The organism is Streptomyces malaysiensis subsp. malaysiensis (assembly GCF_040653035.1).
Lineage (GTDB): Bacteria > Actinomycetota > Actinomycetes > Streptomycetales > Streptomycetaceae > Streptomyces > Streptomyces malaysiensis.
On record NZ_JBEZNG010000039.1, the window covers coordinates 57,847 to 77,462 of the forward strand.

Annotated in this window: 23 protein-coding genes; 10 read left to right on the forward strand and 13 right to left on the reverse strand. The window is 69.5% G+C overall.

Features of this window, described 5'->3' with window-relative positions:
- Positions 1 to 174: 174 nt before the first annotated feature.
- Positions 175 to 921: an SDR family NAD(P)-dependent oxidoreductase gene (locus tag AB0E24_RS41725; RefSeq protein WP_359384963.1), complete on the reverse strand. Its 747-nt coding sequence runs from the start codon at positions 919 to 921 to the stop codon at positions 175 to 177.
- 94 nt (positions 922 to 1,015) lie between these two features.
- Between AB0E24_RS41725 and AB0E24_RS41730 the strand changes: the two genes are divergently transcribed.
- Both AB0E24_RS41730 and AB0E24_RS41735 read left to right on the forward strand, forming a co-directional pair.
- Positions 1,016 to 1,624, forward strand: a complete 609-nt coding sequence (locus AB0E24_RS41730) for a TetR/AcrR family transcriptional regulator (RefSeq protein ID WP_359384965.1) — start codon at positions 1,016 to 1,018, stop codon at positions 1,622 to 1,624.
- A gap of 79 nt (positions 1,625 to 1,703) precedes the next feature.
- Positions 1,704 to 2,243: a GNAT family N-acetyltransferase gene (locus tag AB0E24_RS41735; RefSeq protein ID WP_093701187.1), complete on the forward strand. Its 540-nt coding sequence runs from the start codon at positions 1,704 to 1,706 to the stop codon at positions 2,241 to 2,243.
- A gap of 62 nt (positions 2,244 to 2,305) precedes the next feature.
- Here AB0E24_RS41735 and AB0E24_RS41740 read toward each other — a convergent pair whose 3' ends face one another.
- Positions 2,306 to 2,731 carry a MarR family winged helix-turn-helix transcriptional regulator gene (locus AB0E24_RS41740; RefSeq protein ID WP_099016251.1) on the reverse strand — a complete coding sequence of 142 codons (426 nt, stop codon included), beginning with the start codon at positions 2,729 to 2,731 and terminating at the stop codon, positions 2,306 to 2,308.
- Positions 2,732 to 2,792: 61 nt separating this feature from the next.
- Between AB0E24_RS41740 and AB0E24_RS41745 the strand changes: the two genes are divergently transcribed.
- Complete coding sequence (locus tag AB0E24_RS41745) at positions 2,793 to 3,599, forward strand: alpha/beta fold hydrolase (RefSeq protein ID WP_359384968.1); 807 nt, start codon at positions 2,793 to 2,795, stop codon at positions 3,597 to 3,599.
- 100 nt (positions 3,600 to 3,699) lie between these two features.
- On the opposite strand, the gene AB0E24_RS41750 is transcribed toward AB0E24_RS41745, so the two are convergent.
- A complete protein-coding gene (locus AB0E24_RS41750) occupies positions 3,700 to 4,617 on the reverse strand; it encodes an aminoglycoside phosphotransferase family protein (RefSeq protein WP_359384970.1) in 918 nt (305 codons plus the stop codon).
- A gap of 102 nt (positions 4,618 to 4,719) precedes the next feature.
- On the reverse strand, positions 4,720 to 5,457 hold the full coding sequence (locus AB0E24_RS41755; protein ID WP_347234306.1) for an SDR family oxidoreductase: 738 nt from the start codon (positions 5,455 to 5,457) through the stop codon (positions 4,720 to 4,722).
- Between the two features lie 143 nt (positions 5,458 to 5,600).
- Here AB0E24_RS41755 and AB0E24_RS41760 point away from each other — a divergent pair, with 143 nt between their 5' ends.
- Positions 5,601 to 6,173: a TetR/AcrR family transcriptional regulator gene (locus AB0E24_RS41760; protein WP_102936189.1), complete on the forward strand. Its 573-nt coding sequence runs from the start codon at positions 5,601 to 5,603 to the stop codon at positions 6,171 to 6,173.
- Positions 6,174 to 6,218: 45 nt separating this feature from the next.
- Here AB0E24_RS41760 and AB0E24_RS41765 read toward each other — a convergent pair whose 3' ends face one another.
- From AB0E24_RS41765 to AB0E24_RS41780, 4 genes are all read right to left on the reverse strand, one after another.
- Complete coding sequence (locus AB0E24_RS41765) at positions 6,219 to 7,238, reverse strand: NADPH:quinone reductase (protein WP_069868545.1); 1,020 nt, start codon at positions 7,236 to 7,238, stop codon at positions 6,219 to 6,221.
- 93 nt (positions 7,239 to 7,331) lie between these two features.
- A complete protein-coding gene (locus AB0E24_RS41770; RefSeq protein WP_102936188.1) occupies positions 7,332 to 8,225 on the reverse strand; it encodes an aldo/keto reductase in 894 nt (297 codons plus the stop codon).
- Positions 8,222 to 8,779, reverse strand: coding sequence for a TetR/AcrR family transcriptional regulator (locus AB0E24_RS41775; protein WP_206334278.1), 558 nt, complete (start codon positions 8,777 to 8,779; stop codon positions 8,222 to 8,224). Before AB0E24_RS41775 ends, AB0E24_RS41770 begins: the two co-directional genes overlap by 4 nt.
- 97 nt (positions 8,780 to 8,876) lie before the next feature.
- Positions 8,877 to 9,413, reverse strand: a complete 537-nt coding sequence (locus tag AB0E24_RS41780; RefSeq protein WP_359384975.1) for a GNAT family N-acetyltransferase — start codon at positions 9,411 to 9,413, stop codon at positions 8,877 to 8,879.
- 164 nt (positions 9,414 to 9,577) lie between these two features.
- Between AB0E24_RS41780 and AB0E24_RS41785 the strand changes: the two genes are divergently transcribed.
- Positions 9,578 to 9,943, forward strand: coding sequence for an MmcQ/YjbR family DNA-binding protein (locus AB0E24_RS41785; protein WP_093701196.1), 366 nt, complete (start codon positions 9,578 to 9,580; stop codon positions 9,941 to 9,943).
- Positions 9,944 to 9,953: 10 nt separating this feature from the next.
- Here the strand turns inward: AB0E24_RS41785 and AB0E24_RS41790 are convergent, their stop codons facing one another.
- Positions 9,954 to 10,502 carry a TetR/AcrR family transcriptional regulator gene (locus AB0E24_RS41790; protein WP_069868535.1) on the reverse strand — a complete coding sequence of 183 codons (549 nt, stop codon included), beginning with the start codon at positions 10,500 to 10,502 and terminating at the stop codon, positions 9,954 to 9,956.
- 111 nt (positions 10,503 to 10,613) lie between these two features.
- Between AB0E24_RS41790 and AB0E24_RS41795 the strand changes: the two genes are divergently transcribed.
- Entirely contained in the window at positions 10,614 to 11,627 is a 1,014-nt protein-coding gene (locus tag AB0E24_RS41795) for an NADP-dependent oxidoreductase (protein WP_079153353.1), read from the forward strand.
- 76 nt (positions 11,628 to 11,703) lie between these two features.
- Here the strand turns inward: AB0E24_RS41795 and AB0E24_RS41800 are convergent, their stop codons facing one another.
- Positions 11,704 to 12,627 (reverse strand): GbsR/MarR family transcriptional regulator, encoded by a 924-nt coding sequence (locus AB0E24_RS41800; RefSeq protein ID WP_102936184.1) that lies wholly within the window; start codon positions 12,625 to 12,627, stop codon positions 11,704 to 11,706.
- A 197-nt stretch (positions 12,628 to 12,824) separates the two neighbouring features.
- Here AB0E24_RS41800 and AB0E24_RS41805 point away from each other — a divergent pair, with 197 nt between their 5' ends.
- Both AB0E24_RS41805 and AB0E24_RS41810 read left to right on the forward strand, forming a co-directional pair.
- The gene (locus AB0E24_RS41805; protein ID WP_232636182.1) at positions 12,825 to 13,085 is read left to right on the forward strand and encodes a hypothetical protein; all 261 of its coding nucleotides are present in this window, start codon (positions 12,825 to 12,827) and stop codon (positions 13,083 to 13,085) included.
- Positions 13,082 to 14,458: a serine hydrolase gene (locus AB0E24_RS41810; protein WP_147966255.1), complete on the forward strand. Its 1,377-nt coding sequence runs from the start codon at positions 13,082 to 13,084 to the stop codon at positions 14,456 to 14,458. The genes AB0E24_RS41805 and AB0E24_RS41810 overlap by 4 nt, the downstream gene beginning before the upstream one ends.
- A gap of 82 nt (positions 14,459 to 14,540) precedes the next feature.
- On the opposite strand, the gene phtC is transcribed toward AB0E24_RS41810, so the two are convergent.
- The 3 genes from phtC to AB0E24_RS41825 form a co-directional block, all read right to left on the reverse strand.
- Positions 14,541 to 15,266 (reverse strand): 3,4-dihydroxyphthalate decarboxylase, encoded by a 726-nt coding sequence (phtC, locus tag AB0E24_RS41815; RefSeq protein ID WP_102936182.1) that lies wholly within the window; start codon positions 15,264 to 15,266, stop codon positions 14,541 to 14,543.
- The gene (locus AB0E24_RS41820; protein WP_359384980.1) at positions 15,263 to 16,255 is read right to left on the reverse strand and encodes an ABC transporter substrate-binding protein; all 993 of its coding nucleotides are present in this window, start codon (positions 16,253 to 16,255) and stop codon (positions 15,263 to 15,265) included. Before AB0E24_RS41820 ends, phtC begins: the two co-directional genes overlap by 4 nt.
- A gap of 124 nt (positions 16,256 to 16,379) precedes the next feature.
- Positions 16,380 to 17,513 (reverse strand): hypothetical protein, encoded by a 1,134-nt coding sequence (locus AB0E24_RS41825; RefSeq protein WP_359384982.1) that lies wholly within the window; start codon positions 17,511 to 17,513, stop codon positions 16,380 to 16,382.
- A gap of 74 nt (positions 17,514 to 17,587) precedes the next feature.
- Between AB0E24_RS41825 and AB0E24_RS41830 the strand changes: the two genes are divergently transcribed.
- Positions 17,588 to 18,349: a FadR/GntR family transcriptional regulator gene (locus AB0E24_RS41830; RefSeq protein WP_079153350.1), complete on the forward strand. Its 762-nt coding sequence runs from the start codon at positions 17,588 to 17,590 to the stop codon at positions 18,347 to 18,349.
- Between the two features lie 184 nt (positions 18,350 to 18,533).
- The gene (locus AB0E24_RS41835) at positions 18,534 to 19,532 is read left to right on the forward strand and encodes a cupin domain-containing protein (protein ID WP_069868528.1); all 999 of its coding nucleotides are present in this window, start codon (positions 18,534 to 18,536) and stop codon (positions 19,530 to 19,532) included.
- The last annotated feature ends 84 nt before the right edge of the window (positions 19,533 to 19,616 follow it).

Genomic DNA, 19,616 nt, shown 5'->3' on the forward strand with positions numbered 1-19,616 from the left:
ATGTGCCAGGTCGGAACAGCCCGACTTTGTCGCCCCCGCGGCCGTAGTCTAGGGCGCGTATCGAGTCGTGATCAATTAGTCGATTCGCCCTCGTGGCGAGGCATACACCGGTAAATCTTCTTCACCCGAGCCCAACTGACGTATGCGCGGCGCCGCCGGAGGGCGCCCCCCGGGTCAGATCTGGATCTCGCCGCCGTCGACGTACAGGTTGGCTCCGAGGATGAAGCTGCTCTGCTCGGAAGCGAGGAAGGCCACCGCGTCGGCGACCTCGTCAGGGCGGCCGATCCGGCCCAGCGGGACACCCGCGGCGAACTGTGACTTGGCGGGGCCCGTGTCTCCCGCGGCCACGGCGTCCAGTCCAGGAGTGTCGATGGTGCCCGGGGAGATCGCGTTGACCCGGATGCCACGGTCCTTGAGCTCGTTGGCCCAGGTCCGGACGAAGGACCGTAGTGCCGCCTTGGAGGCCGCATACGTGCCGAACGCCGCGACACCGTCATCGGCGCGCACCGAGGAGTTCACGATCACCGACGCGCCGTCGTTGAGCAGCGGCAGCGCCTTCTGCACCGTGAACAGCGTGCCCCGGACGTTGACGCCGAAGGTCTTGTCGAAGTGTTCCTCGGTGACCTGCTGAAGCGTGGCGAACGACGCGGCGGCGGCGTTGGCGAACAGCACGTCCAGACCCCGGCCCCGGGCGCGGACCGTCTCGTACAGCCGGTCCAGGTCGGCCAGGTCGGAGATGTCGCCCACCACCGCGGTGGCCCTCGCCGGGCCGATCTTCTCGACGGCCGCGTCCAGCACGTCCTCGCGCCGGCCGGTGATGAACACGTGCGCGCCCTCCGCTGCCAGTCGTACGGCGCTGGCCAGGCCGATCCCGGTGCCGCCGCCGGTGACGACGGCGGTCTTGCCGTCAAGCTGTGCCATGAGAATGACCTCCGCGAAATTCGGTATCGATCGGTACTGAAGTCGACCGTAGCACATCTGAACCGATCGGTACGGAAGAGGTATGATCGATCGCATGGAGACGCGGCGGAAGTCATCGATCGGCCGGCCGAGGGGTTTCGACACCGACGAGGCCCTCGAACGCGCCATGCGGGTTTTTTGGGAACAGGGCTACGAAGGTGCCAGCCTCGCCGATCTGACCAACGCCATGGGCATCACCCGCACCAGCATGTACGCGGCCTTCGGCAACAAGGAGGACCTGTTCCGCAAGGCCCTCGAGCGCTACACCGAAGGCCCCGCCTCGTACGCGGACCGGGCCCAGCGGGAACCGACCGCCCGGCAGGTGGCCACCGCGTTCCTCGACGGCTCCGTGCGGGCCACCACCCGCCCCGGCTGCCCCGCCGGGTGCTTCGGCGTCCAAGGCTCCCTCGCGGCCGGCGACCCGGGGCGCAGCGCTCGCGACGCCCTCATCGCCTGGCGCAACGAGGGCACCCTGCGCCTGTGCGGCCGGTTCCGGCGCGCCGTCGACGAGGGCGACCTGCCCCCCGACACCGATCCCGAACTGCTCGCCCGCTATGTCATGACCGTGGCGAACGGCATCGCCGTCCAAGCCGCCAGCGGCGCCACCCGCGACGAGCTCCAGCAGGTGGCCGACATGGCCCTGCGAAGCTGGCCACCCGCCTGACGGCCCTGACGGCCCTGACGACCGAGGGCGCGGAGGAAAAGGGATTGCTCCGGGGGAGGGCGCGGCGTTGAGTGGGCGCATGACCGAACTGCGCACCGACCGCCTCACCCTGCGCCGATGGCGTGACGCCGACCTCGAACCATGGGCGGCGATGAACGCCGACCCCGAGGTCCGGGAGCATCTGGGCGAACCGCTCACCCGTGAACAGAGCGACGCCTCCGTGGCGCGGTTCCAGGCCGAGTTCGACCGACGAGGCTACGGGTGGTGGGCCGTCGAGGTTCAGGCCACGGGCGAGTTCATCGGCTTCGCGGGCCTGGATGAGGTGGATGACGGCATGCCGTTCACGGGAGTGGAGATCGGCTGGAGGCTCGCCCGGCCGGCCTGGGGCCAGGGGTACGCCACCGAGGCCGCGCTGGCAGTCCTGGCCCACGGCTTCGACACGCTTGAGCTCGCCGAGATCCTCGCCGTGACCACGGCCGCCAACCTCCGTTCCCAGGCGGTGATGCGACGGATCGGCATGACCCGGGACCCGGCCGAAGACTTCGACGACCCCGCCGCGCCCGAAGGGCCACTGCGTCCGAACGTGCTGTTCCGTATCGCCCGCGGTGCGCGAGGCTGACGTTCTGCTGTGGCGAAGGGGCAATGGCGCGGGTTTCGGCGTCAACGCTGCCTTCCGGCACTTCAGTTGGCGAGGGACTCCTCCCCATTGAGCTGTCGCAGCAGGCCGAGCAGGGTTGCCCGGTCTGCGGACGGGAGGGGGGAGAAGCACTCTTCCAGGACCTTTTGGCTGACCTGATGGCCGGCGGCCAGAGTCTGTTCGCCGGTGGGTGTGAGGCGATGTTCGACGCGGCGTCCGTGGCCCGGACTGCGCTCCACCAGCCCCTGGGCGGCCAGGCGGCCCGCGAGCGCTCCGAATGCCTGCTCGCTCTGGAACGTCGCCGCGGCCAGCTCGCGCGCCGACGCTCCGGGCCGGTAGCTGATGGCGCGCAGCGCGTCCCACTGCGCCAGCGTCGTACCGACCTCGCCCAGCGCACTGTCCAGCGCTCGGTGCTGCCGGTACTGCGCCTGCTTGACCGCGCGGCCCAAAAACTCCAGATCAGCATCCATGCGGTAAGTCTACCCGCAGTGAAACTAGCTTAATTAAAGAACCTTAGTTAGAGTCTGGGGCATGACCACGGACTCCCATTCCCTTGCCCATGCGGCCGCCTGTGACGACCTCGACCTCACCCTCTCCGAGGCCGGTACCGGCCGCCCGGTGCTCGTCCTGCACGGAGGCGGCGGGCCCGCCACCGTCGCCGGCATCGCGTCACATCTCTCGCGCACCGCGCACACGCTCACGCCCGTGCACCCCGGCTGGGAGGGGACGCCTCGCCCCGACTGGCTGACCGGCGTGGACGATCTGGCCATGGCCTACCTGCACCTTCTGCACGACCGCGGTCTGCGCAACGTCTTGGTCATCGGCTCCTCGCTCGGCGGCTGGATCGCGGCCGAGATGGCGGTACGTGACACCGCGGGTGTTATCAGCGGCCTCGTCATGATCGATGCCGTAGGGGTGCATATCGCCGACGAGCCGATCACGGACTTCTTCGCCCTGGACGCCCGCGGTGTGGCGAAGCACTCCTGGCACGACCCGGACCGCTACTACGTGGATCCCGCCGCCATACCGGCCGACCAACTCGCCATCCGGCAGGCCAACATGGCCACCATGCGCGTCCTCGCGGGCGAGCCGTACATGCACGATGCGAAGCTGCTGCGTCGACTGAGCCGTGTGCATACACCGGCACTGCTGCTGTGGGGGGAGAGCGACCGCGTGGTCACACCGGCCTACGGCGCCGCCTACGCCGCGGCCTTCGCCAACGCCCACCTCGAAGTCATCCCCGAGGCCGGCCACCTGCCCCATATCGAACGGCCCGAAGCCACGCTCGCCCTGATCGACGCCCACGCCCACCGCACGGACACCCCCGACGCCACCTGAACTCCTCGTCCCGCGCGTCTGCGCGGCAGAGCGAGAATGTGCCGGAAACGATCCGGGCGGCGATGTCGGCGTGTTTTTCCACCCCCGCAGGGATGCTTGATCACCGGTGGACCGTCGCGGTGAGCCGTCGCAGTGCGGCCTGGGCGGGCGGGCCCCAGGTGGGCTTGCCTCCGGGGCGGCCATGGACGCCGGCGTCTCCGATGTGGATGCCGGTGAGGGCGCGCAGCACCGCCCAGCCGCGGGCGCGGCGCAGGGTCGCGGCGTCCGGGCTCGGCCGGTAGCTCTCGTGGAAGCGGTCGGCGGCGCCGTCCGGCAGCAGGATCCAAGCGGCGGCGAGGTCGAAGGCCGGGTCACCGGCGAAGAGGTCGCCGAAGTCGATCACGCCGGAAAAGGTGCCGTTCGTGGTCAGGATGTTGGCTGGATGCAGGTCGCCGTGGAGCCAGAGGCGTGGGCCTGCCCACTCCGGCGCGGCGGCGGCGTCTTCCCAGACCGCGCGGACGGCGTCCGGATCGCGGATCAGTCCCAGTTCGGTGGCCGAGGCGAGGTCTCGGGCGAAGTGTTCGGCGGTGTCGGCCAGCGGGCCGCCGCGGTGCCGGCCTGTGGGCGCCCCGTCAGGGGCGGGGCGGTGGAGGGCGGTCAGAAAGGCGGCCAGGGTGACGGCCGCCTCCGCGGCGCGCGTAGCGGGGGCGCGGTCGGCGGGTTCGCCCGGCACCCAGGTGGTGACGAGCCAGGGCCGCGGAAACCGTTCGGAGGGCTCACCGAGGCGCTGCGGGACGGGGATCCGGAGAGGAAGGCGCGGGGCGAGGAGGGGCAGCCAGGTGTGTTCCTTGCGCAGCAGCGCGTCAGCGGACCGCGTCGCCCAGGACAACCGGACGGCGAGGTCGTCGCCGAGCCGCCACACTTGATTGTCCCAGCCGAGCGCTCCGAGTTTCAGTGGATGATCCGCCAGATCGGGGTGCTGCTCGCGCAGCAGATCCCGGATCAAGTCTTCGGTGATGTCCGTCTCGGTGGCTGTCATGTGGAGCTACGGTAGCGTCGAGGAGCCGACCACCGGCCTGAATGACGAGGTCAGTACCCGTATGCGTGCCGCTTGCTCGGACGTAGGTGTCTCTGCTGGTGGTCAGGCTTGTGCGGTGGGCCGGACGACGACCTCGCTGACGTCGATGCCGGCGGGCTGCTCGATCGCGTAACCGATGGCGGACGCGATGGCGGAGGGCGGGATGGCTATCTCGTCGCGCAGTTGGGTGGCCGCCGCCGCTGCCTCGGGACTCGCCCCCTTGCCCACGCCCTCGGTGTGGGTGAACCCGGGAGAGACCAGGGTGACACGCAGGTGGGGCCCCGACTCCTGCCGCAGCCCCTCGGTCAGCACCTTCACCGCCGTCTTGGTGGCGGCGTAAACGGCCTGCGGGGACTTCACGACGTAGGCCGCGGTCGAGGCCACGTTGACGAACTGGCCGGAGCGCTGGCGCCGGAAGACGGGAAGCGCCGCCCCGATACCGTTCAGCAGGCCGGTGATGTGCGTGGCGACCATCGCGTCCCAGTCGTCCTGGCGCAGCTCGTCAAACGGTGACACCGCCATCGTGCCGGCGTTGGAGACCAGCACATCGAGCCGGCCGAACCGGTCGACCGCCGTGTCCGTCAGACGCTTGAGGTCCTCGCGGCGCGTCACGTCGACGACGATCCCGACGGCCGAGCCGCCCTGCGCCGTGATGCGGTCCACCACCTCGTTCAGCCGGTCCTCCCGCCGGGCCCCGAGCACGAGCCGGGCGCCTTTCTCGGCGAGGTGGGTCGCGGTCGCCGCTCCGATGCCGCTGCTGGCACCTGTGATCGCTACGACCTTGCCTTCGACACCTGACATGATCAACGTCCTTCCAAAGGGGATGTGCGCAGGTCAGATCATGACCTACAGTAAGTGGGGGTGCCCCCACTTACGCCACACTAAGTGGGCGCGCCTCCGTTTAGCAAGCTGAAGAGGGTCGGAGAGGGGAATGGCGACCGCTGATGGCCGGCAGTGCACAACGTCCGTTGCGAGCTGACGCACGGCGTAACAGAGACAGGATCCTCGCGGCCGCGGTGCGCATGTTCGGCGAGGAGGGGCTGGACACCCACCTGGAGCGCATCGCCAAGGAGGCGGGCGTGGGCAGCGCGACGCTGTACCGCAACTTCGCCACCCGGGAGGCGCTGATCGAGGCGGTCTACCGCAACGAGGTGGCCCAGCTGTGCGACGCCGCCCCCGAACTGCTCCAGGAGAAGCCGCCCTACGAAGCCCTGCGCGCCTGGACACGTCTCTTCCTGGACTACGTCACCACGAAATTCGGCATGGCCGAGGCGTTGCGTGCCATCGCCGCGACGGGAGGCAATCCGTACGGCCACAGTCGGGACATGATCCAGGCCGCCATCACCGACCTGATGGGCGCCTGCGCGGCCGCCGGGACGATTCGCACCGACATCAGCCCCACCGATATGGGCGCCGCCCTCGAAGGCATCGCTCTCACCTCGGCCAACCCCGAACACCGGGAACGGGCCGAACGCCTGCTCGACCTCACCCTGGACGGGCTGAAGGCCGGCTCGTGATGCCGTCTCGGCGGCCGCGAACCGGTCACATGGTGGCCGGATGGGTTACGCCGTGACGTCCACCAGGACCTTGCCGACCGCGCCGCTCTCCACCGCTCGGTGTGCGTCGGGGGTGCGGTCGAGCGGGAAGCGGACCAGTGGCAGACCGTGTTCCTCGCCGACCGGCAGTGCGCCGGCGAGGACCGCGGCGGCGACGTCGTCAACGGCCGCGGTGAGCGCTTCCGGACCGACCGTGTAGAGGACGAGGAATTGCAGGCGTGTATTCAGCATCATGTTCTGCGGCACGTTCAGTTCGACCGGCTTGTCACCGTCGTTGGCGTAAGTGGCGATCGTGCCGCGTGTCCGGAGCACGGCCAGATCCAGTGCGAGGTTCGCGCCCAGCGCCACCTCGGCGATGATGTCGACGCCGTCCGGGGCGATCTCGCGGATCTCGGCGGCCGGGTCGCCCTCGCGATAGTTGATCACGTGGTGGGCCCCGGCGGAGGTGGCCAGGCGGGCCTTCTCCGGGCCGCTGATCGTGCTGATCACGGTGGCGCCGGCCCATCGGGCCAGCTGGATCACCGCGTGCCCGACGGCCCCGGCTCCGCCCGCGGCGAGCACCACCTTGCCGTCGAGCGCCCCGGGCCGCAGACGGCGCGGCCCGTCCTCGGCGACGGTGAGCGCGCGGTGTGCGGTGAGCGCGGGGACCCCGAGTGAGGCGCCGATGTCGAAGCCTGCCTCGTCGGGCAGCGGCACGGCCCGCTCCGCGGGTACGACGGTGAACTCGGCGGCGGTACCGGTGGGCCGCCCGGCGGCGGCCATGAACAGCCAGACCCGCTGACCGACCCGGCTCCGGTCGACCCCCTCACCGACGGCGTCGATCGTGCCGGCGCCGTCGAGGTGCGGGGTGACCTCGGGGAATTGCTTGGGGCGTGTGGTGCCGGAGCGGGTCTTCCAGTCGGTCGGGTTGACCCCGGAGACGGCGACCCGGACTCGTACCTCGCCGGGGCCCGGTGTGGGCAGGTCGCGGTCGAGAAGCTGAAGAACCTCGGGGCCGCCGAGATCGCGGTAGATGATGGCCTTCATGATCCGTCCTTGGAAGCTGGTGGGTTTTCCGGGGCGGTCCGGTGCTCGGTCAGGTGTCCGGCGCGGAGTGCCCCGGGAGGCGTTGGGTTCCGGTCAGCCGATGGGACCCTCGTTGGAGCGGGACTTGATCGCGTCGAGGGTGGCGAGGGTCGCGGCGTCGAGGGTGATCTCGCTGACGGCCATATTGGCCTCCAGGTGTGCGGCGTCCGCGGTGCCGGGGATGAGAAGCACATTCGGGGCGTGGTGCAGCAGCCAGGCGAGGCCGATCTGGGAGGGTGTGACGCCCAGGGCCGCGGCCGCGGTCTGAACGGCCGGCTCCTCGGTCACCTTGGGCAGACCGGGGAAGGCCCCGCCGAGCGGGAAGAACGGCACCCAGGCGATGCCCTCGGCCACGCACAGTTCGAGCATATCCTCGTCGTCGCGCGAGGCGAGACTGTAGGCGTTCTGCACGCAGACGACGCCGGCCGGCAGGGCGCGGCGCAGGCCGTCGAGGGTGACGCTGCTCAGGCCGATCGCGCCGATCTTGCCCTCGTCGCGCAGGGCGGTCATCGTCGCGAGCTGGTCGTCGAGGTCGACGACCTGGTCGCCCTCGGGGCGCAGCCCGGGGCCGGTGTCCAGGCGGCGGAGGTTGACCACCGGGAGCCGGTCGACGCCGAGGCCGCGCAGGTTGTCCTCGACGCTGGCGCGCAGCTGCTCGGGTCGCTGTGCCAGACGCAGCGGCAGGGGCCCGTCGGGGTCGGGGTCGGCCCCGACCTTCGTGACGACCAGGACCTCGTCCTCGGGGCGCAGCGCCTCGCGGATCACGTCGTTGGCGAATCCGAAGCCGTAGAACTCGGCGGTGTCCACATGGTCGGCGCCCAGCTCGACCGCGCGGCGCAGCAGCGCGACGGCCTCGCCGCGGCGGTCGTGCAACCGCTCGAGCTGCAACGCGCCGTAGCCGATCCGGAAAACGGTGCGGCCGGCGAACGCGGCGGTCGGGGTGGTCATCGAGCTGTCTCCTCGGTTGGCGATCGCAAGGCGGTGTACAGCAGTTCGGCCTGGTAGAGCGACATCACCCGGTGCGCGATCGGGGCGGCGTGCTCCCGGGCCCCGGCCGCCTCGTGATGCTCGACCTTGACCAGCCACGCCGTGAGGCAGTTGTGCAGCATCGCGCGCATCCGGTCGGTCATGTCGACGACGATGTCGCGGATGACCGGGTCGGTGGTCGCCTCGCCCCAGGTCTGTACGCCGACCCGGGCCTCGACGGGGTCGATCGCGGCGATCAGGCGCGCGAGCAGTTCATCGGGGCCGGGCGGGGTGTCGCTCGCGGCGTACGCGCCGAGGACCTCGGCGCGTTTGGCGAGCACCTCGCGGGCGGCGGCCTGGATCAGGTCGGCCTTGTTGCGATAGTGCGCGTAGATCGAGCCGGCGGAGAGACCGCACTCGGCCGTGATGTCGGCGATCGAGGTCCGCTCCAGGCCGTTGCGGCCGAAGCAGCGCACGGCGGCTTCGGCGATCTGGGCACGCCGGAGTTCCTTGCGTGCGTCGGTGAGCCGCGGCACCACACACCCCCTCGCAAAAAGAATGGCGCTTCTGCTTGTGGATGCACACTAACAGAATCGCTGTTCCGTTTGCGTTATGGGTGTTCCTGTCTCGTTGTCAGCCGACGCGGCGCGCCAGTACCTGTCCTGGCCAGGTCTGGGACAGGAATCGTTCGGTGGGCGTGAATCCGTGGCGCCGGTAGAACGCGACGAGTTTGCCTTCGCCGCCTGCCCAGCAGTCGACTCGCAGCAGCTTCACGCCGGCTTGCCGGGTCGCTTCCGCGGCATGGGCGAGCAGTGCTGTGCCGATGCCGAGTCCGGCGTAGTCCCGGTGGGAGACGAGCAGCCGGATGTACCGTTCGGGTTCGTCGGCGGGTGTGATCGGCATCTGCGGGCTGGGCCCGGAGTCCATCACCAGGGCTCCCACGGGCGTCTCATCCAGTTCCGCGATGTATGGGGTGTTCACGGTCAGGTACCGTTCGACTCGCGCCACCCCGCCGGGCTTTTGCGAATACGGTGTCGTGCCCCATTGCTCGGTGTTGCCGCGAGCGTTCATCCAGGCCACCGCGGCGTCGAGCATGTCCAGAACGGTCGGTGCGTCGGCCCGGGTGCCGGGTCTGATGCGTATGCCGTTGCCATGTGTGGTGTCGTTCACGACGGAAGCCTAGGCGCCGTCAGGTGGATTGAGCCGACTGTCGTAGGCGTGGGCTACGGTGAGGATCGTCCTTGCAGCGGCGTTTGCGCCGGCGGGGACGCCCTTTGAGCCCTTGAGCCTTGTCGGTCGAGTGCGAGGTCGGTCGAGTACGAGGAGAATCCGGAGTGACCCCCGAGCAGTTGCGCTCCTTCTGCCTCTCGTTCAACGCGGCGGTGGAGGAGTTCCCGTTCTCGCGTCATCCGGACGTGTCGGCTTTCAAGGTGGTCGGCAAGATCTTCGCTTTGACGACGCTGGACGCGCGTCCGCTCACGGTGAACCTGAAGTGCGATCCGGCGGACGCGGGCCGGCTCCGCGAAGGGCACCCGGAGCTGATCGTCCCGGGGTGGCATATGAACAAGCGCCACTGGAACACGGTGACGGTGGACGGCGGGCTTCCGGACCGGCTGGTCCGGGAGCTCATCGAGGATTCCTACGACCTGGTGGTCGCCGGGCTGCCGAGGGCCGAGCGGCTCCGTCTCGACCGTCCCTGAGGGGGTGCGGTCACGCGCTCGTCAGAATCGCGCTCGTGACCACCTCGAAGAGGTGGTCGGCGCGTGGCGTGAGCGCGGGTTGATCGCCGAGCCACGCAAGCGCCGCCACCAGCGCGAACAGATCGGTGCCATCGAGGTCGGTCCGCGCCGCACCCGCGTCCTGGGCGCGGGCGAGGAGCCGGGTGCCGGCCGCGCGCATGGTGACACACGATGCATGGAGCGCGGACTCGCTGTCCTCGAGGGCGGCCGTCATCAGCGCCACAACACCCCGGTACTCATGTGTGCACGCGACGCAGTCGCGCAGCCACGCAACGAGGGCGTCTTCGGGTGAGCTCGACGTTTCGAGTTCGCCCGCCGTTGCCGTCAGCTCGTCGAAGCGTGTGCGGAGCAGGGCATCGAGCAGCGCCTCGCGCGTCGGGAAGTGGCGGAGCAGCGTCGCGAGCCCTACGCCGGCCTTGCGCGCGATGTCGCGCAGCGATGCGTCGACGCCTTGCTCGGTGATGACGGCGCCCGCGACGGCGAGCAGATGGTCGTGGTTCTTCCTGGCGTCGGCCCGCATCTGTCCCCTCTTGACTATCCGGATCAGTGGTCCATATATTCGGATCAGTGGTTCGGATATATGGACCACTGATCCGATAGCGTATCCCGCGGCGCGGGGCTGGAGAAAATGATGCCGATACACACGATGAGGGCGATCCGGCTGCACGAGTTCGGCGGCCCCGAGGTGCTACGCCATGAGGAGGTGCCGGTTCCCGAACCGGGGCCGGGCGAGGTGCTCGTCCGCGTGCACGCGGTCGGCATCAACCCTCCTGACTGGTACGCACGCGAGGGGATGCCCGACGTACCTCCCGAGCTCAAGCCCCCGTTCGATCTCCCCCTGATTCCGGGGACCGATGTCTCGGGCGTCGTGGAAGCCGTCGCCGCCGACGTCAACGGCTTCGTGGCCGGAGACGAGGTGGTCGGGCTCCTGCGCTTCCCGACCGCTCTGCAAGGCAGCGCGTACGCCGAGTACGTCACCGCGCCGGCGTCCGACCTCGCCCGTAAGCCCGCTGCCGTCGATCACATACACGCCGCCGGGCTGCCCATGTCGGGGCTGACGGCGTGGCAGTTCTTGATCGAGCTCGGGCACGGCCATCCCTCGCCGTTCCAAGAGGCCCCGCACCGCCCGATGGCACTCGACGGCGAGACCACGGTGCTCATCAACGGCGCTGCCGGTGGAGTGGGGCACCTCGCTCTCCAACTGGCCAAGTGGAAGGGGGCCCGCGTCATCGCCGTGGCCTCCGGAGCCCATGAGGCGTTCCTGCGCAGGCTGGGCGCCGACGAGTTCATCGACTACACCAAGGACCGGCCCGAGGAAGTCGCCCGTGACGTCGATCTCGTCCTGGACACCGTCGGGGGTCCCGACAGCAGGCGCTTCCTGCGCACCCTCGAGCGCGGCGGGTCCCTCTACCCGGTGTACTTCGGCGAGTTCGACGACGAGGAGAACGCGGAGCTGGGCGTCACGGTCACGGCCACCCAGGTCCGCTCGAACGGCGCGCAACTCGCTGAACTGGGACGCCTGCTCGACGCGGGCACGGTTCGCGTCGCGGTGGACAGCACGTTTCCGCTCGCGGAGGCGCGGGCGGCGCACGAGCGTGCCGCCCGGGGACATATCCAAGGCAAGATCGTGCTCACGGTCGCTTAGGGACCTGCCGTTCCACGGATGCGCTGTACGAGATGAACCGCCTGGGCCCCGAGATGCGTGGTGGCATTGGCGCGCCCTACTGGCGGAGGGCTTTGCGCTGCGCCGGGCTGAGACGGTCCGGTCTCGTGGTGAGGGTGTACGTCCGGGGTCCGACGGTCCTCAGGGCGAGGGGATCGGCGATGGCCGGTTTGCGTCGGATCGCGTCCAGGGCGGCGGTGGCGCGGTCTTCGGGCCAATCGAGCGCGGTGGCCAGCGTGCCCAGGGTGAGCGGTCGGTCGGCGTGCACGAGGGCGGCGAGCACGGTCAGCGCGTCGTACACGGCGGCCTCGGTGAGGGTGCTGCCGCTCATCTGCTCGCTGAGCCAGGCGAAGAACCGGCCCATCGCGCCGAGTCGGATGCCGGCCGTCGTGTCGGTGCCGAAGATCTCGACGCCCCGCCGTGCGGCGGTTGCGATCTTCGAGTGTGCGCCGGTGTCGGCCTGCCACGCCCGGAGCCAGGCGTCGTCGTCGATGACGTACCGTTCGCGGCGCCCGCCGGGATCCGGTCGGCGCACCACCAGTTCCATGGCTGCGAGGTGGCCGATGGACTTGGATACCGACGCGGGACTGACCTCCAGCCGGCGCACCAGGTCGGCTGCCGTCAGACCGTCGGCGTCGGCGGTGAGCAGGCAGACGAACACCCGGGAGGTCATCCGGGGCAGACCGGTCGCGGCCAGCAGCGTCGCGAACTGGTCCACGAAGCCGCGCACCACCTCGGCCGGCTGCTCGCCGGGCGCCGACTCGGCGGGCCGGGCCGGCTTGCGGCCGCGCGCACGGTGGCCGGAGACCCGCTGTGCGTGGTCGGCGACATAGTCGCCGGATGCCCCGTTGCGTGCGACCTCGCGACTGATCGTGGACGTCGGTCGGCCGAGCCGTCGGCCGATCTCGGCGTACCCGAGCCCTTCGGCCAGCCACGCCGCGATCCTCCGGCGATCCTCGTGGGTCAGCCTGCCTCCTGGCACCGATGCGACTCCTCTCCTCGCGTTCAGAGCGTTCAGAGCGTTCAGCAACAGTACATTGCAACGACTCGATTGAAGGAGTTGCGTTCATTGACATTTCTGTTGCAACGATCCTGGTTTGACGGGGATTTGCGTCCTCATTTTGTTGATGGGAGGTGAAACGCAACGTAGCTTTTCCTCATCCGGAAAGAGAGGACACCATGGTGTACGTGATGGTCGTGTCGACAGTCTCGGACGACGGCAAGTTCTGGAGTGGGCTGAAGAAGGCCCACGCCAAACTCCCCAAGGGCGCCACTTGGAAGGTGGCGGTCGCGAGCAAGGACGGGGCCAGGGCGGTGAACATCATCACCCACGACTCCATCGATGCCGTCCGGGACTTCTTCGAGGCATACGCCGGCCCCTACGCCACGACGGAGTACTGCGAAGCGGACGCCGCGAACGCGGTCGGTCTTCCGCGATGACGCTCGACGTATCACGGATCCAGGCCAGGGTCGCCGAACTCCTGGCGGAGTACGCGATCCCGAGCGCCTCGATCGGCGTGCTCCACGGCGGAGAGTTCACCGAACTCGCGGTCGGCGTCAAGAACGTGGAAACGCGGGAAGCCGCGACGACGGACACCGTCTACCAATGCGGCTCCATGACCAAGACATGGACCGCACTGGCCTTCATGCAGCTCGTCGACGAGGGGAAGGTCGACCTCGACGAGCCGGTGCGAACCTACCTGCCCGGCTTCGCGGTGGCCGATCCCGAGGCAAGCGCGAAAGTCACCCCTCGCCATCTGCTCCACCACACCAACGGTATCGAGGAAGCCTATGGCGACCCTGGTGAAGGCGACGACGTCTACGCGCGCATGGTCGAGAACATCGCCGACGCACCCCAGGTCTTTCCGCCGGGCCGCACCCACGGTTACAGCGCGGCGCTGGGCTACGCGATTCTCGCGCGGATCCTGGAGGTGCACGACGGCGCACGCTGGGACGACATCATGCGGCACCGCCTCTTCGAACCCATGGACCTGACCAGCACGAACAGCTTGCATGAGCAGGTGGACGAAGCCCGGGCCGCGACCGGGCACCTGATCCGTTCCCTGGACGAGGGCCCCATCGTCACACCGGTGCGCCACCTGCCACGCGCGTTCGGCCCCGGCGGAAACATCACCTCGACCTCGCGGGAGGTGCTCGCCATGGCGCACCTGCTCCTCAACGACGGCATGGCGCCAAGTGGAAAGCGCGTCGTCTCGGCCGAGAGCATTCGAGAGATGCTGCGTTCGAGGGTGCCGATACCGGATCCCCATATGTTCGGGCCGGCATGGGCACTCGGCCTCATCGTGTGCGACTGGCACGGCGAAACCGTCTACGCGACCGATGGCAGTACGATCGGCCAGAACGCCCGGCTGCGGCTCCTGCCGGACTCGAACACCGCCGTGGTGATGCTGACCAACGGCGGACCGCGGGAGAGCTTTCACCACAAGGTGTTCAATGAAATCCTGGCCGATCTGGGCACGGTCACCATCCCTGACCCGCCCGCACCGGACGCGACGCTGAACCTCGACCTGTCCAGGTACGAAGGCGTCTACGAGCGCCCCGGCACACGGTACGAGGTGTCGGCCGAAGGCGGAAAGCCGTACCTGACCCTGGTCCTCGATCCGACGCAGGCAGAGTTCCTCCATAAGCCCGACCGCATCAGATATGAGCTGCTCCCGGTGAGCGAGACCCATTTCCTGATGCCGCCGGCCGATCCGTTGGAGGACACCCGGACGGTCGCGATCTACGACTTCACGAACGGCACTGCCCAGTACCTCCATACCAACTGCCGGGTGAACCCACGGCAAAGCTGACCACGCGGTCATCGACGCCACCGCGCCACCGTGATCCATGCGGTTCGGTTCGCTGCCTCAACGCCTCCCGGCTTCCGCGCGGTCAGAGCCCCAGACCCGCGTGTTCCAGGGCCGCCACATGGCTGTTCCACACCAATGTGTCGTTGAACCCGCCTCCCAGGTCCGGGAGTTCGGCGATGTCCTCCGGTGGCAGGGGTGGGGGGAGTGCGGGTCCGGCGGCCGAGCGGAGGGTCATCGTCGCGAGCGACTCGACCGACAGGGCCCGTACCACCGCCTGCTGTACGGAGTCCCCGGTGGCGACGATGCCGTGGCCGCGGAGGATCGCGACCGGGCGGTCGGCGAGGGCCTCGGCCACCTCCTGGCCGAGGTCGGCGCGGGTCACCAGGACCGCCCTCGGGTAGACGGGGATGCCGTCGAGCGCCATGCGCATGGCCGGGATGTCGTACGCGCCGACGATGGGGCGCAGGGGCAGACCGGCCAGGTCGGCGGCCACCACATGGGGCGGGTGGACGTGGACGACCGCCGCGACATCGGGGCGGGCGCGCAGAATCTCGCGGTGGATGGGGAGTTCGTTGGGGACGCGGTAGCCGTCGGGCGGCGCCGGTTCGCCGTCCAGGGGGACGGGGTGGACGTCGGAGGGCTCGGTGAGGAGCAGCCCTCGTTCGTGTGGGCCCCGGCATCGCAGGTACAGGGCACCGTCGTCGCGGCGCAGGGAGATATGGCCGAGGATGTCGGCGGCCAGACCGCGGAAGGCGAGGATCCGGCAGCCGAGCGCGATCAGCTCCCGGGGAGCGGGCGCGGACGTCACAGGACGAAGGTGTCGGAGGCCGACGCCAGGACCAGCTCCTCCGCCGTGCGGCGGCGGGCGACGAGATGCTGTTCGTGCTGGTAGCGGGCGAAGGTCTCCAGCGTGGTGCGGTTCTTCTCCAGGCCGTAGTCCCACCAGCCCTCGCCGAGCGCCTCGGCCGTTGCGGTCACATGCTCCTGCAACCACGGCAGCATGATCTTCAGCGCGCTGCGGTAGCGCAGGTCGTCGTAGGCGATGCGGAGGGACTCCTCGAACGCCTTGGTCAGCGAGCGGGCGATCCACGGGTGTCGTTCGGCGAGGCTTCCGCGTACGGCGACCACGTGCATGATCGGGAAGATGCCGGTGCGGGCGTAGTAGTCGCGCTCGACGGCCGGGAAGTCCTCGAAGAGGTGTCGGATATGCGGGTCGCGGCCCATGCAGGAGGGCTGGCTGGCGCTGTAGATCGCGTCGATCTCGCCGTCGACGAGCATCCGGGAGAGGGTCTGCTCCGGGCCGATCGGCGTGATCTTCACCGTGGAGGGGAGGTCGAGCGGGAGCTTCTCGGGGCGGCCGGGCTGCTCGATGCCGCCGGTGAAGTAGTGGACCGACTCGACGGGCACCCCATACTCCTCGGCGAGGATGCCGCGCTGCCACACACCGGCCGTCATCTGGTACTCGGGCGTGCCGACACGCTTGCCGACGAGGTCCGCGGGCTTCTCGATACCGCTGTGCCGGTTGACGTAGATCGACTGGTGGCGGAAGAAGCGGGAGGGGAAGACGGGCAGGGCGACGAAGGGCGGGTCGTCCTGGTCGAGGGTCATCGAGTAGCTGGACAGGCTCAGTTCGCTGATGTCGAACTCGCGGTGCCGGAGCTGCCGGTAGAACGTCTCCTCCACGCCCAGCGGCAGGAAGGTGAGGTCGATGCCTTCCGGCCGCACACGGCCGTCCTGGAGGGCGCGCACGCGGTCGTAGTCACCGCAGGCGAAGGAGAGGTGGAGGCGGCGGGTCATCGGGGCTGCTCCTTCGGTCACACACGGGAGGGGAAGGGCGGGAGGGGCGGGTGTGTGCTGAGCACGGTAGGCGGCACCACATGAAAGAGTCAATGGTTATACCAATAGCGGGAAGCGGCCCGGGTCAGTCGCGGATGTCCTGGAGCAGCCAGTCCCGAGGGATCTCGCGTCCCAGGCCCCGCTCCCGCGCACGCTCGTAGATCAGGGCGGCGACGGCGTGGAACTGGGCGCCCTGGATGTTGCCGCGCTCGGAGAAGGTGATCTGGCGATCGTCGGTGCGGGCCCGCGCGGTGTCGTCGAGGAGCTCGCGGAGGCCGACCCTGCGCGGCCCCTGGGGCGGGCGGCGGGTGTGGCCGTGGCGGTGGCGGGGCCAGACGGGGTCGTCCGGACGGGCGCGGTAGACCACATACTCGTCGTCCGTGGCCCAACTCGGCCTGGAATACGGAGCGTTGGCATCCCCGAGCCGCAGCCATACGTCGAGCCGCTCAACGGCGCGGCGGTCCAGGCGGCCGCCGACGCAGGTGATGTGTGTGCCGGGGGCGAGGTGCTCGCCGAAGATCACTTCGCCGACCGCGTCCGTGCAGCCGGCGACGAGGTCCGCGCCCCGGTGGGCGGACGCGGCGTCCGCCACGGCGACGGCCTCGAGCCCGTACCGCTCGCGCGCCTCGGCGGCGAACCCCTCCCGGTGGGCGCGGGTCGGGCTGTAGACCTGGACGCGCTCCAGCGGGAGGACGGTCAGCAGCGCCTCCAGATGGCTGCGGGCCATGCCGCCGGAGCCGAGCAGCCCCAGGACGCGGCTGCCGGGGCGGGCGGCGTAGCGGGCGCCGAGCGCGGAGTCGGCGCCGACCCGCAGGTGCTGGAGCAGACCGTCGTTGAGCAGGGCCAGCGGCTCGCCGCTGCGGATGTCCAGAAGCAGGACGAGACCGCAGTAGCGGCCGGGTGTGACGCAGTACTTCTCCTGGGTGCGAGCCCCCTCGGGGCCGGTCTCGATCAGGAGGTCCGACTTCATGCGGATCGCGGCGTACCCGGTGCGGGCCGAGCCGCCCTCCATCGTGCCCCACTGGTAGACCCGGCCGGCGCCGGCGGGGAAGCGCAGATCGATACGCGGGCGGCAGACGCCCTCGCCCGTGACGAGGTCCCCGTAGGAGCCCTCCAGGGCGGCGATCGCGTCGGGCATCGTGAGGACGGCGGCGGTGACATCGTTGCCGAGGAGCAGCACGGGACCTCCCGGACGGATCTCCCCAAGGGCCTTCGCCAATGGAATTTTGGTATGACGTTATTCCGTTGGTCACAACGAGGTCAAGCGTCGCCCTCTCATGGGAGAATGCCCCTATGTCAACCCGAGCGAGTCAGACTTCGGAGAACGAGGCACAGTCCGGGCGGGCGGCCGTCCCGCAGGAGCTGTTCAAGGCCGTCTCCTCGAGCCGTGTCTCCCAGGTGATCGTCGAGCAGATCCGGCGCCTGCTGAAGGAGGAGCGGCTACAGCCGGGCGATCGCCTGCCCAGCGAGCGCGAGCTGTGTGTGCAGTTCGGCGTCAGCCGGGTCACCATCCGCGAGGCGCTGCGCATCCTGGAGGCCAATGGCCTCGTCGAGATCAGAGTCGGCGCGCGCGGCGGTGCCTTTGTGACGGCGCCGACCTCGAGCCGGGTCAGCGAGGGCCTCGCCGACCTGCTCACGCTCTCGCCGCTCACCGCCTCCCAGGTCACCGAGGCTCGTCTGATCTTCGAGCTGGGTGTGGTGCCGCTGGTCGTGGAGCGGGCCACGGAGGAGGACATCGCCGATCTGCGTGCCATGTGCGACGCCCACGCGGAGGCGATGAAGGAGGGGGAGTACACCATGGAGCTCTCCACCGCCTTCCACATCCGGGTCGCCGCCTGTACGCACAATCCGGCGATCGAGATGCTCGTGCAGTCCTTCCACGGCCCGATGCTGATGAGCCTGCGCGAGGCCCAGGCCATCGAGCCGAAGATGGGCCGGCGCGGCACCAAGGAACACCGCGAGCTCGTCGAGGCGATCGCCGCCCGCGACGCCGAGGCCGCGACCAGGATCATGCGCACCCATCTGGAGCGGACCGCCTACCGAGTGAAGGACTGAACCACATCCCCCACAGCGCCCCGGACTCCAGGAGTTCGGGGCGCTTTCCTATGCCCCGGCGGCAGGGGAGGGGACGGGTACGGCGGCCGCGCCGGCAATCGCTCCGTGCAGAAGGGTTGGCACTCCTCTCAGTCGGTATTATGGTCAGACCGTTAGCCTGTTGAGCTGCCTATAGGAGGACTTCATGGCAAAGAAGGGGCGCACCTTCGTCCGCGGCCTCACCTCTGAGACGTACGGGCTCGGCGAGTTCCGGAATCGGCAGTTGGCCTCCAAGCGTGTCCGGGACGACACGGTGGTCGTCGACGACGCCAAGGTCGCCCACTCCGGCGACAGCGAGAAGTCCCGCACCTGGTGGCGGATCGGTCCCGGTGACGAGGAATTCCTCACCCAGACCGTTCAGGTCCACTTCGTCCAGCTGCCGCCGCAGTCCAGCAACCACGGCCACGGCCACCAGAACGAGGCCGCCTTCTACATCCTCGAGGGCCGCGGTTACGAGATCCACGACGACCAGCGCTACGACTGGGCCAAGGACGACTTCGTCTTCGTCCACACCGACTCGGTCCACCGCCACTTCAACCCGTACGACGAGCAGGCCACCGCGCTGGTGGTGAAGGCCAAGAGCACCTGGATGTTCATGGGCCTGTGGCAGCAGGGCCGCAGCGGCCCGATCGACCGCCCGGAGGAGTTCGGCCCGCGCGAGGACTGGTCGCGGGTGTGGACCCCGGGCGTCCTGGACCGCAAGAAGGTCATCTCCCCGGCCGACACGACCTGGGAGACCACTCCGCTCGGCCGGCAGCGCGTGCTCACCTCGCCCGAGCGCACCGACGCGCGCCTGTTCTCCGTCGACGCCTATGAGCTGGACATCCCGACCGGCAGCCGGTCGGGCAAGTACTGGAAGATGGCCGACGAGGTGCTCTACATCCTCGACGGCGGCGGCTACGCGCTCCAGTGGGAGGTCGAGGCGGAGATCGCGGAGAAGTACTACGCGCGGGTCGCCCTCGAGCCGACCCGGCACGAGATCAAGAAGGGCGACACGCTGTATGTGCCGCAGAACCACATCTGCCAGCTCTTCGCCCACGACGGCACTCCGTTGAAGGTCTTCTCGGCCCAGAACCGGATCTTCAAGCACCTGGGCTACGACACGGTCCACTACCTGGAGAACGCCCCCGAGTACGAGGGCTGACCACCGTCATAGGGAAGCGGCCCGGCCGTGCCGGTCGAGCGGGTCGGGCTTGCGGTCCACCCCGCCGCGGTTCGCGACATGCGC

Bases quoted from the DNA above. Each gene is read 5' to 3' on its own strand.
- AB0E24_RS41725 (WP_359384963.1), bottom strand. From the start codon at position 921: ATGGCACAGCTTGACGGCAAGACCGCCGTCGTCACCGGCGGCGGCACC.
- AB0E24_RS41730 (WP_359384965.1), top strand. From the start codon at position 1,016: ATGGAGACGCGGCGGAAGTCATCGATCGGCCGGCCGAGGGGTTTCGAC.
- AB0E24_RS41735 (WP_093701187.1), top strand. From the start codon at position 1,704: ATGACCGAACTGCGCACCGACCGCCTCACCCTGCGCCGATGGCGTGAC.
- AB0E24_RS41740 (WP_099016251.1), bottom strand. From the start codon at position 2,731: ATGGATGCTGATCTGGAGTTTTTGGGCCGCGCGGTCAAGCAGGCGCAG.
- AB0E24_RS41745 (WP_359384968.1), top strand. From the start codon at position 2,793: ATGACCACGGACTCCCATTCCCTTGCCCATGCGGCCGCCTGTGACGAC.
- AB0E24_RS41750 (WP_359384970.1), bottom strand. From the start codon at position 4,617: ATGACAGCCACCGAGACGGACATCACCGAAGACTTGATCCGGGATCTG.
- AB0E24_RS41755 (WP_347234306.1), bottom strand. From the start codon at position 5,457: ATGTCAGGTGTCGAAGGCAAGGTCGTAGCGATCACAGGTGCCAGCAGC.
- AB0E24_RS41760 (WP_102936189.1), top strand. From the start codon at position 5,601: ATGGCCGGCAGTGCACAACGTCCGTTGCGAGCTGACGCACGGCGTAAC.
- AB0E24_RS41765 (WP_069868545.1), bottom strand. From the start codon at position 7,238: ATGAAGGCCATCATCTACCGCGATCTCGGCGGCCCCGAGGTTCTTCAG.
- AB0E24_RS41770 (WP_102936188.1), bottom strand. From the start codon at position 8,225: ATGACCACCCCGACCGCCGCGTTCGCCGGCCGCACCGTTTTCCGGATC.
- AB0E24_RS41790 (WP_069868535.1), bottom strand. From the start codon at position 10,502: ATGCGGGCCGACGCCAGGAAGAACCACGACCATCTGCTCGCCGTCGCG.
- AB0E24_RS41795 (WP_079153353.1), top strand. From the start codon at position 10,614: ATGCCGATACACACGATGAGGGCGATCCGGCTGCACGAGTTCGGCGGC.
- AB0E24_RS41805 (WP_232636182.1), top strand. From the start codon at position 12,825: ATGGTGTACGTGATGGTCGTGTCGACAGTCTCGGACGACGGCAAGTTC.
- AB0E24_RS41810 (WP_147966255.1), top strand. From the start codon at position 13,082: ATGACGCTCGACGTATCACGGATCCAGGCCAGGGTCGCCGAACTCCTG.
- AB0E24_RS41820 (WP_359384980.1), bottom strand. From the start codon at position 16,255: ATGACCCGCCGCCTCCACCTCTCCTTCGCCTGCGGTGACTACGACCGC.
- AB0E24_RS41830 (WP_079153350.1), top strand. From the start codon at position 17,588: ATGTCAACCCGAGCGAGTCAGACTTCGGAGAACGAGGCACAGTCCGGG.
- AB0E24_RS41835 (WP_069868528.1), top strand. From the start codon at position 18,534: ATGGCAAAGAAGGGGCGCACCTTCGTCCGCGGCCTCACCTCTGAGACG.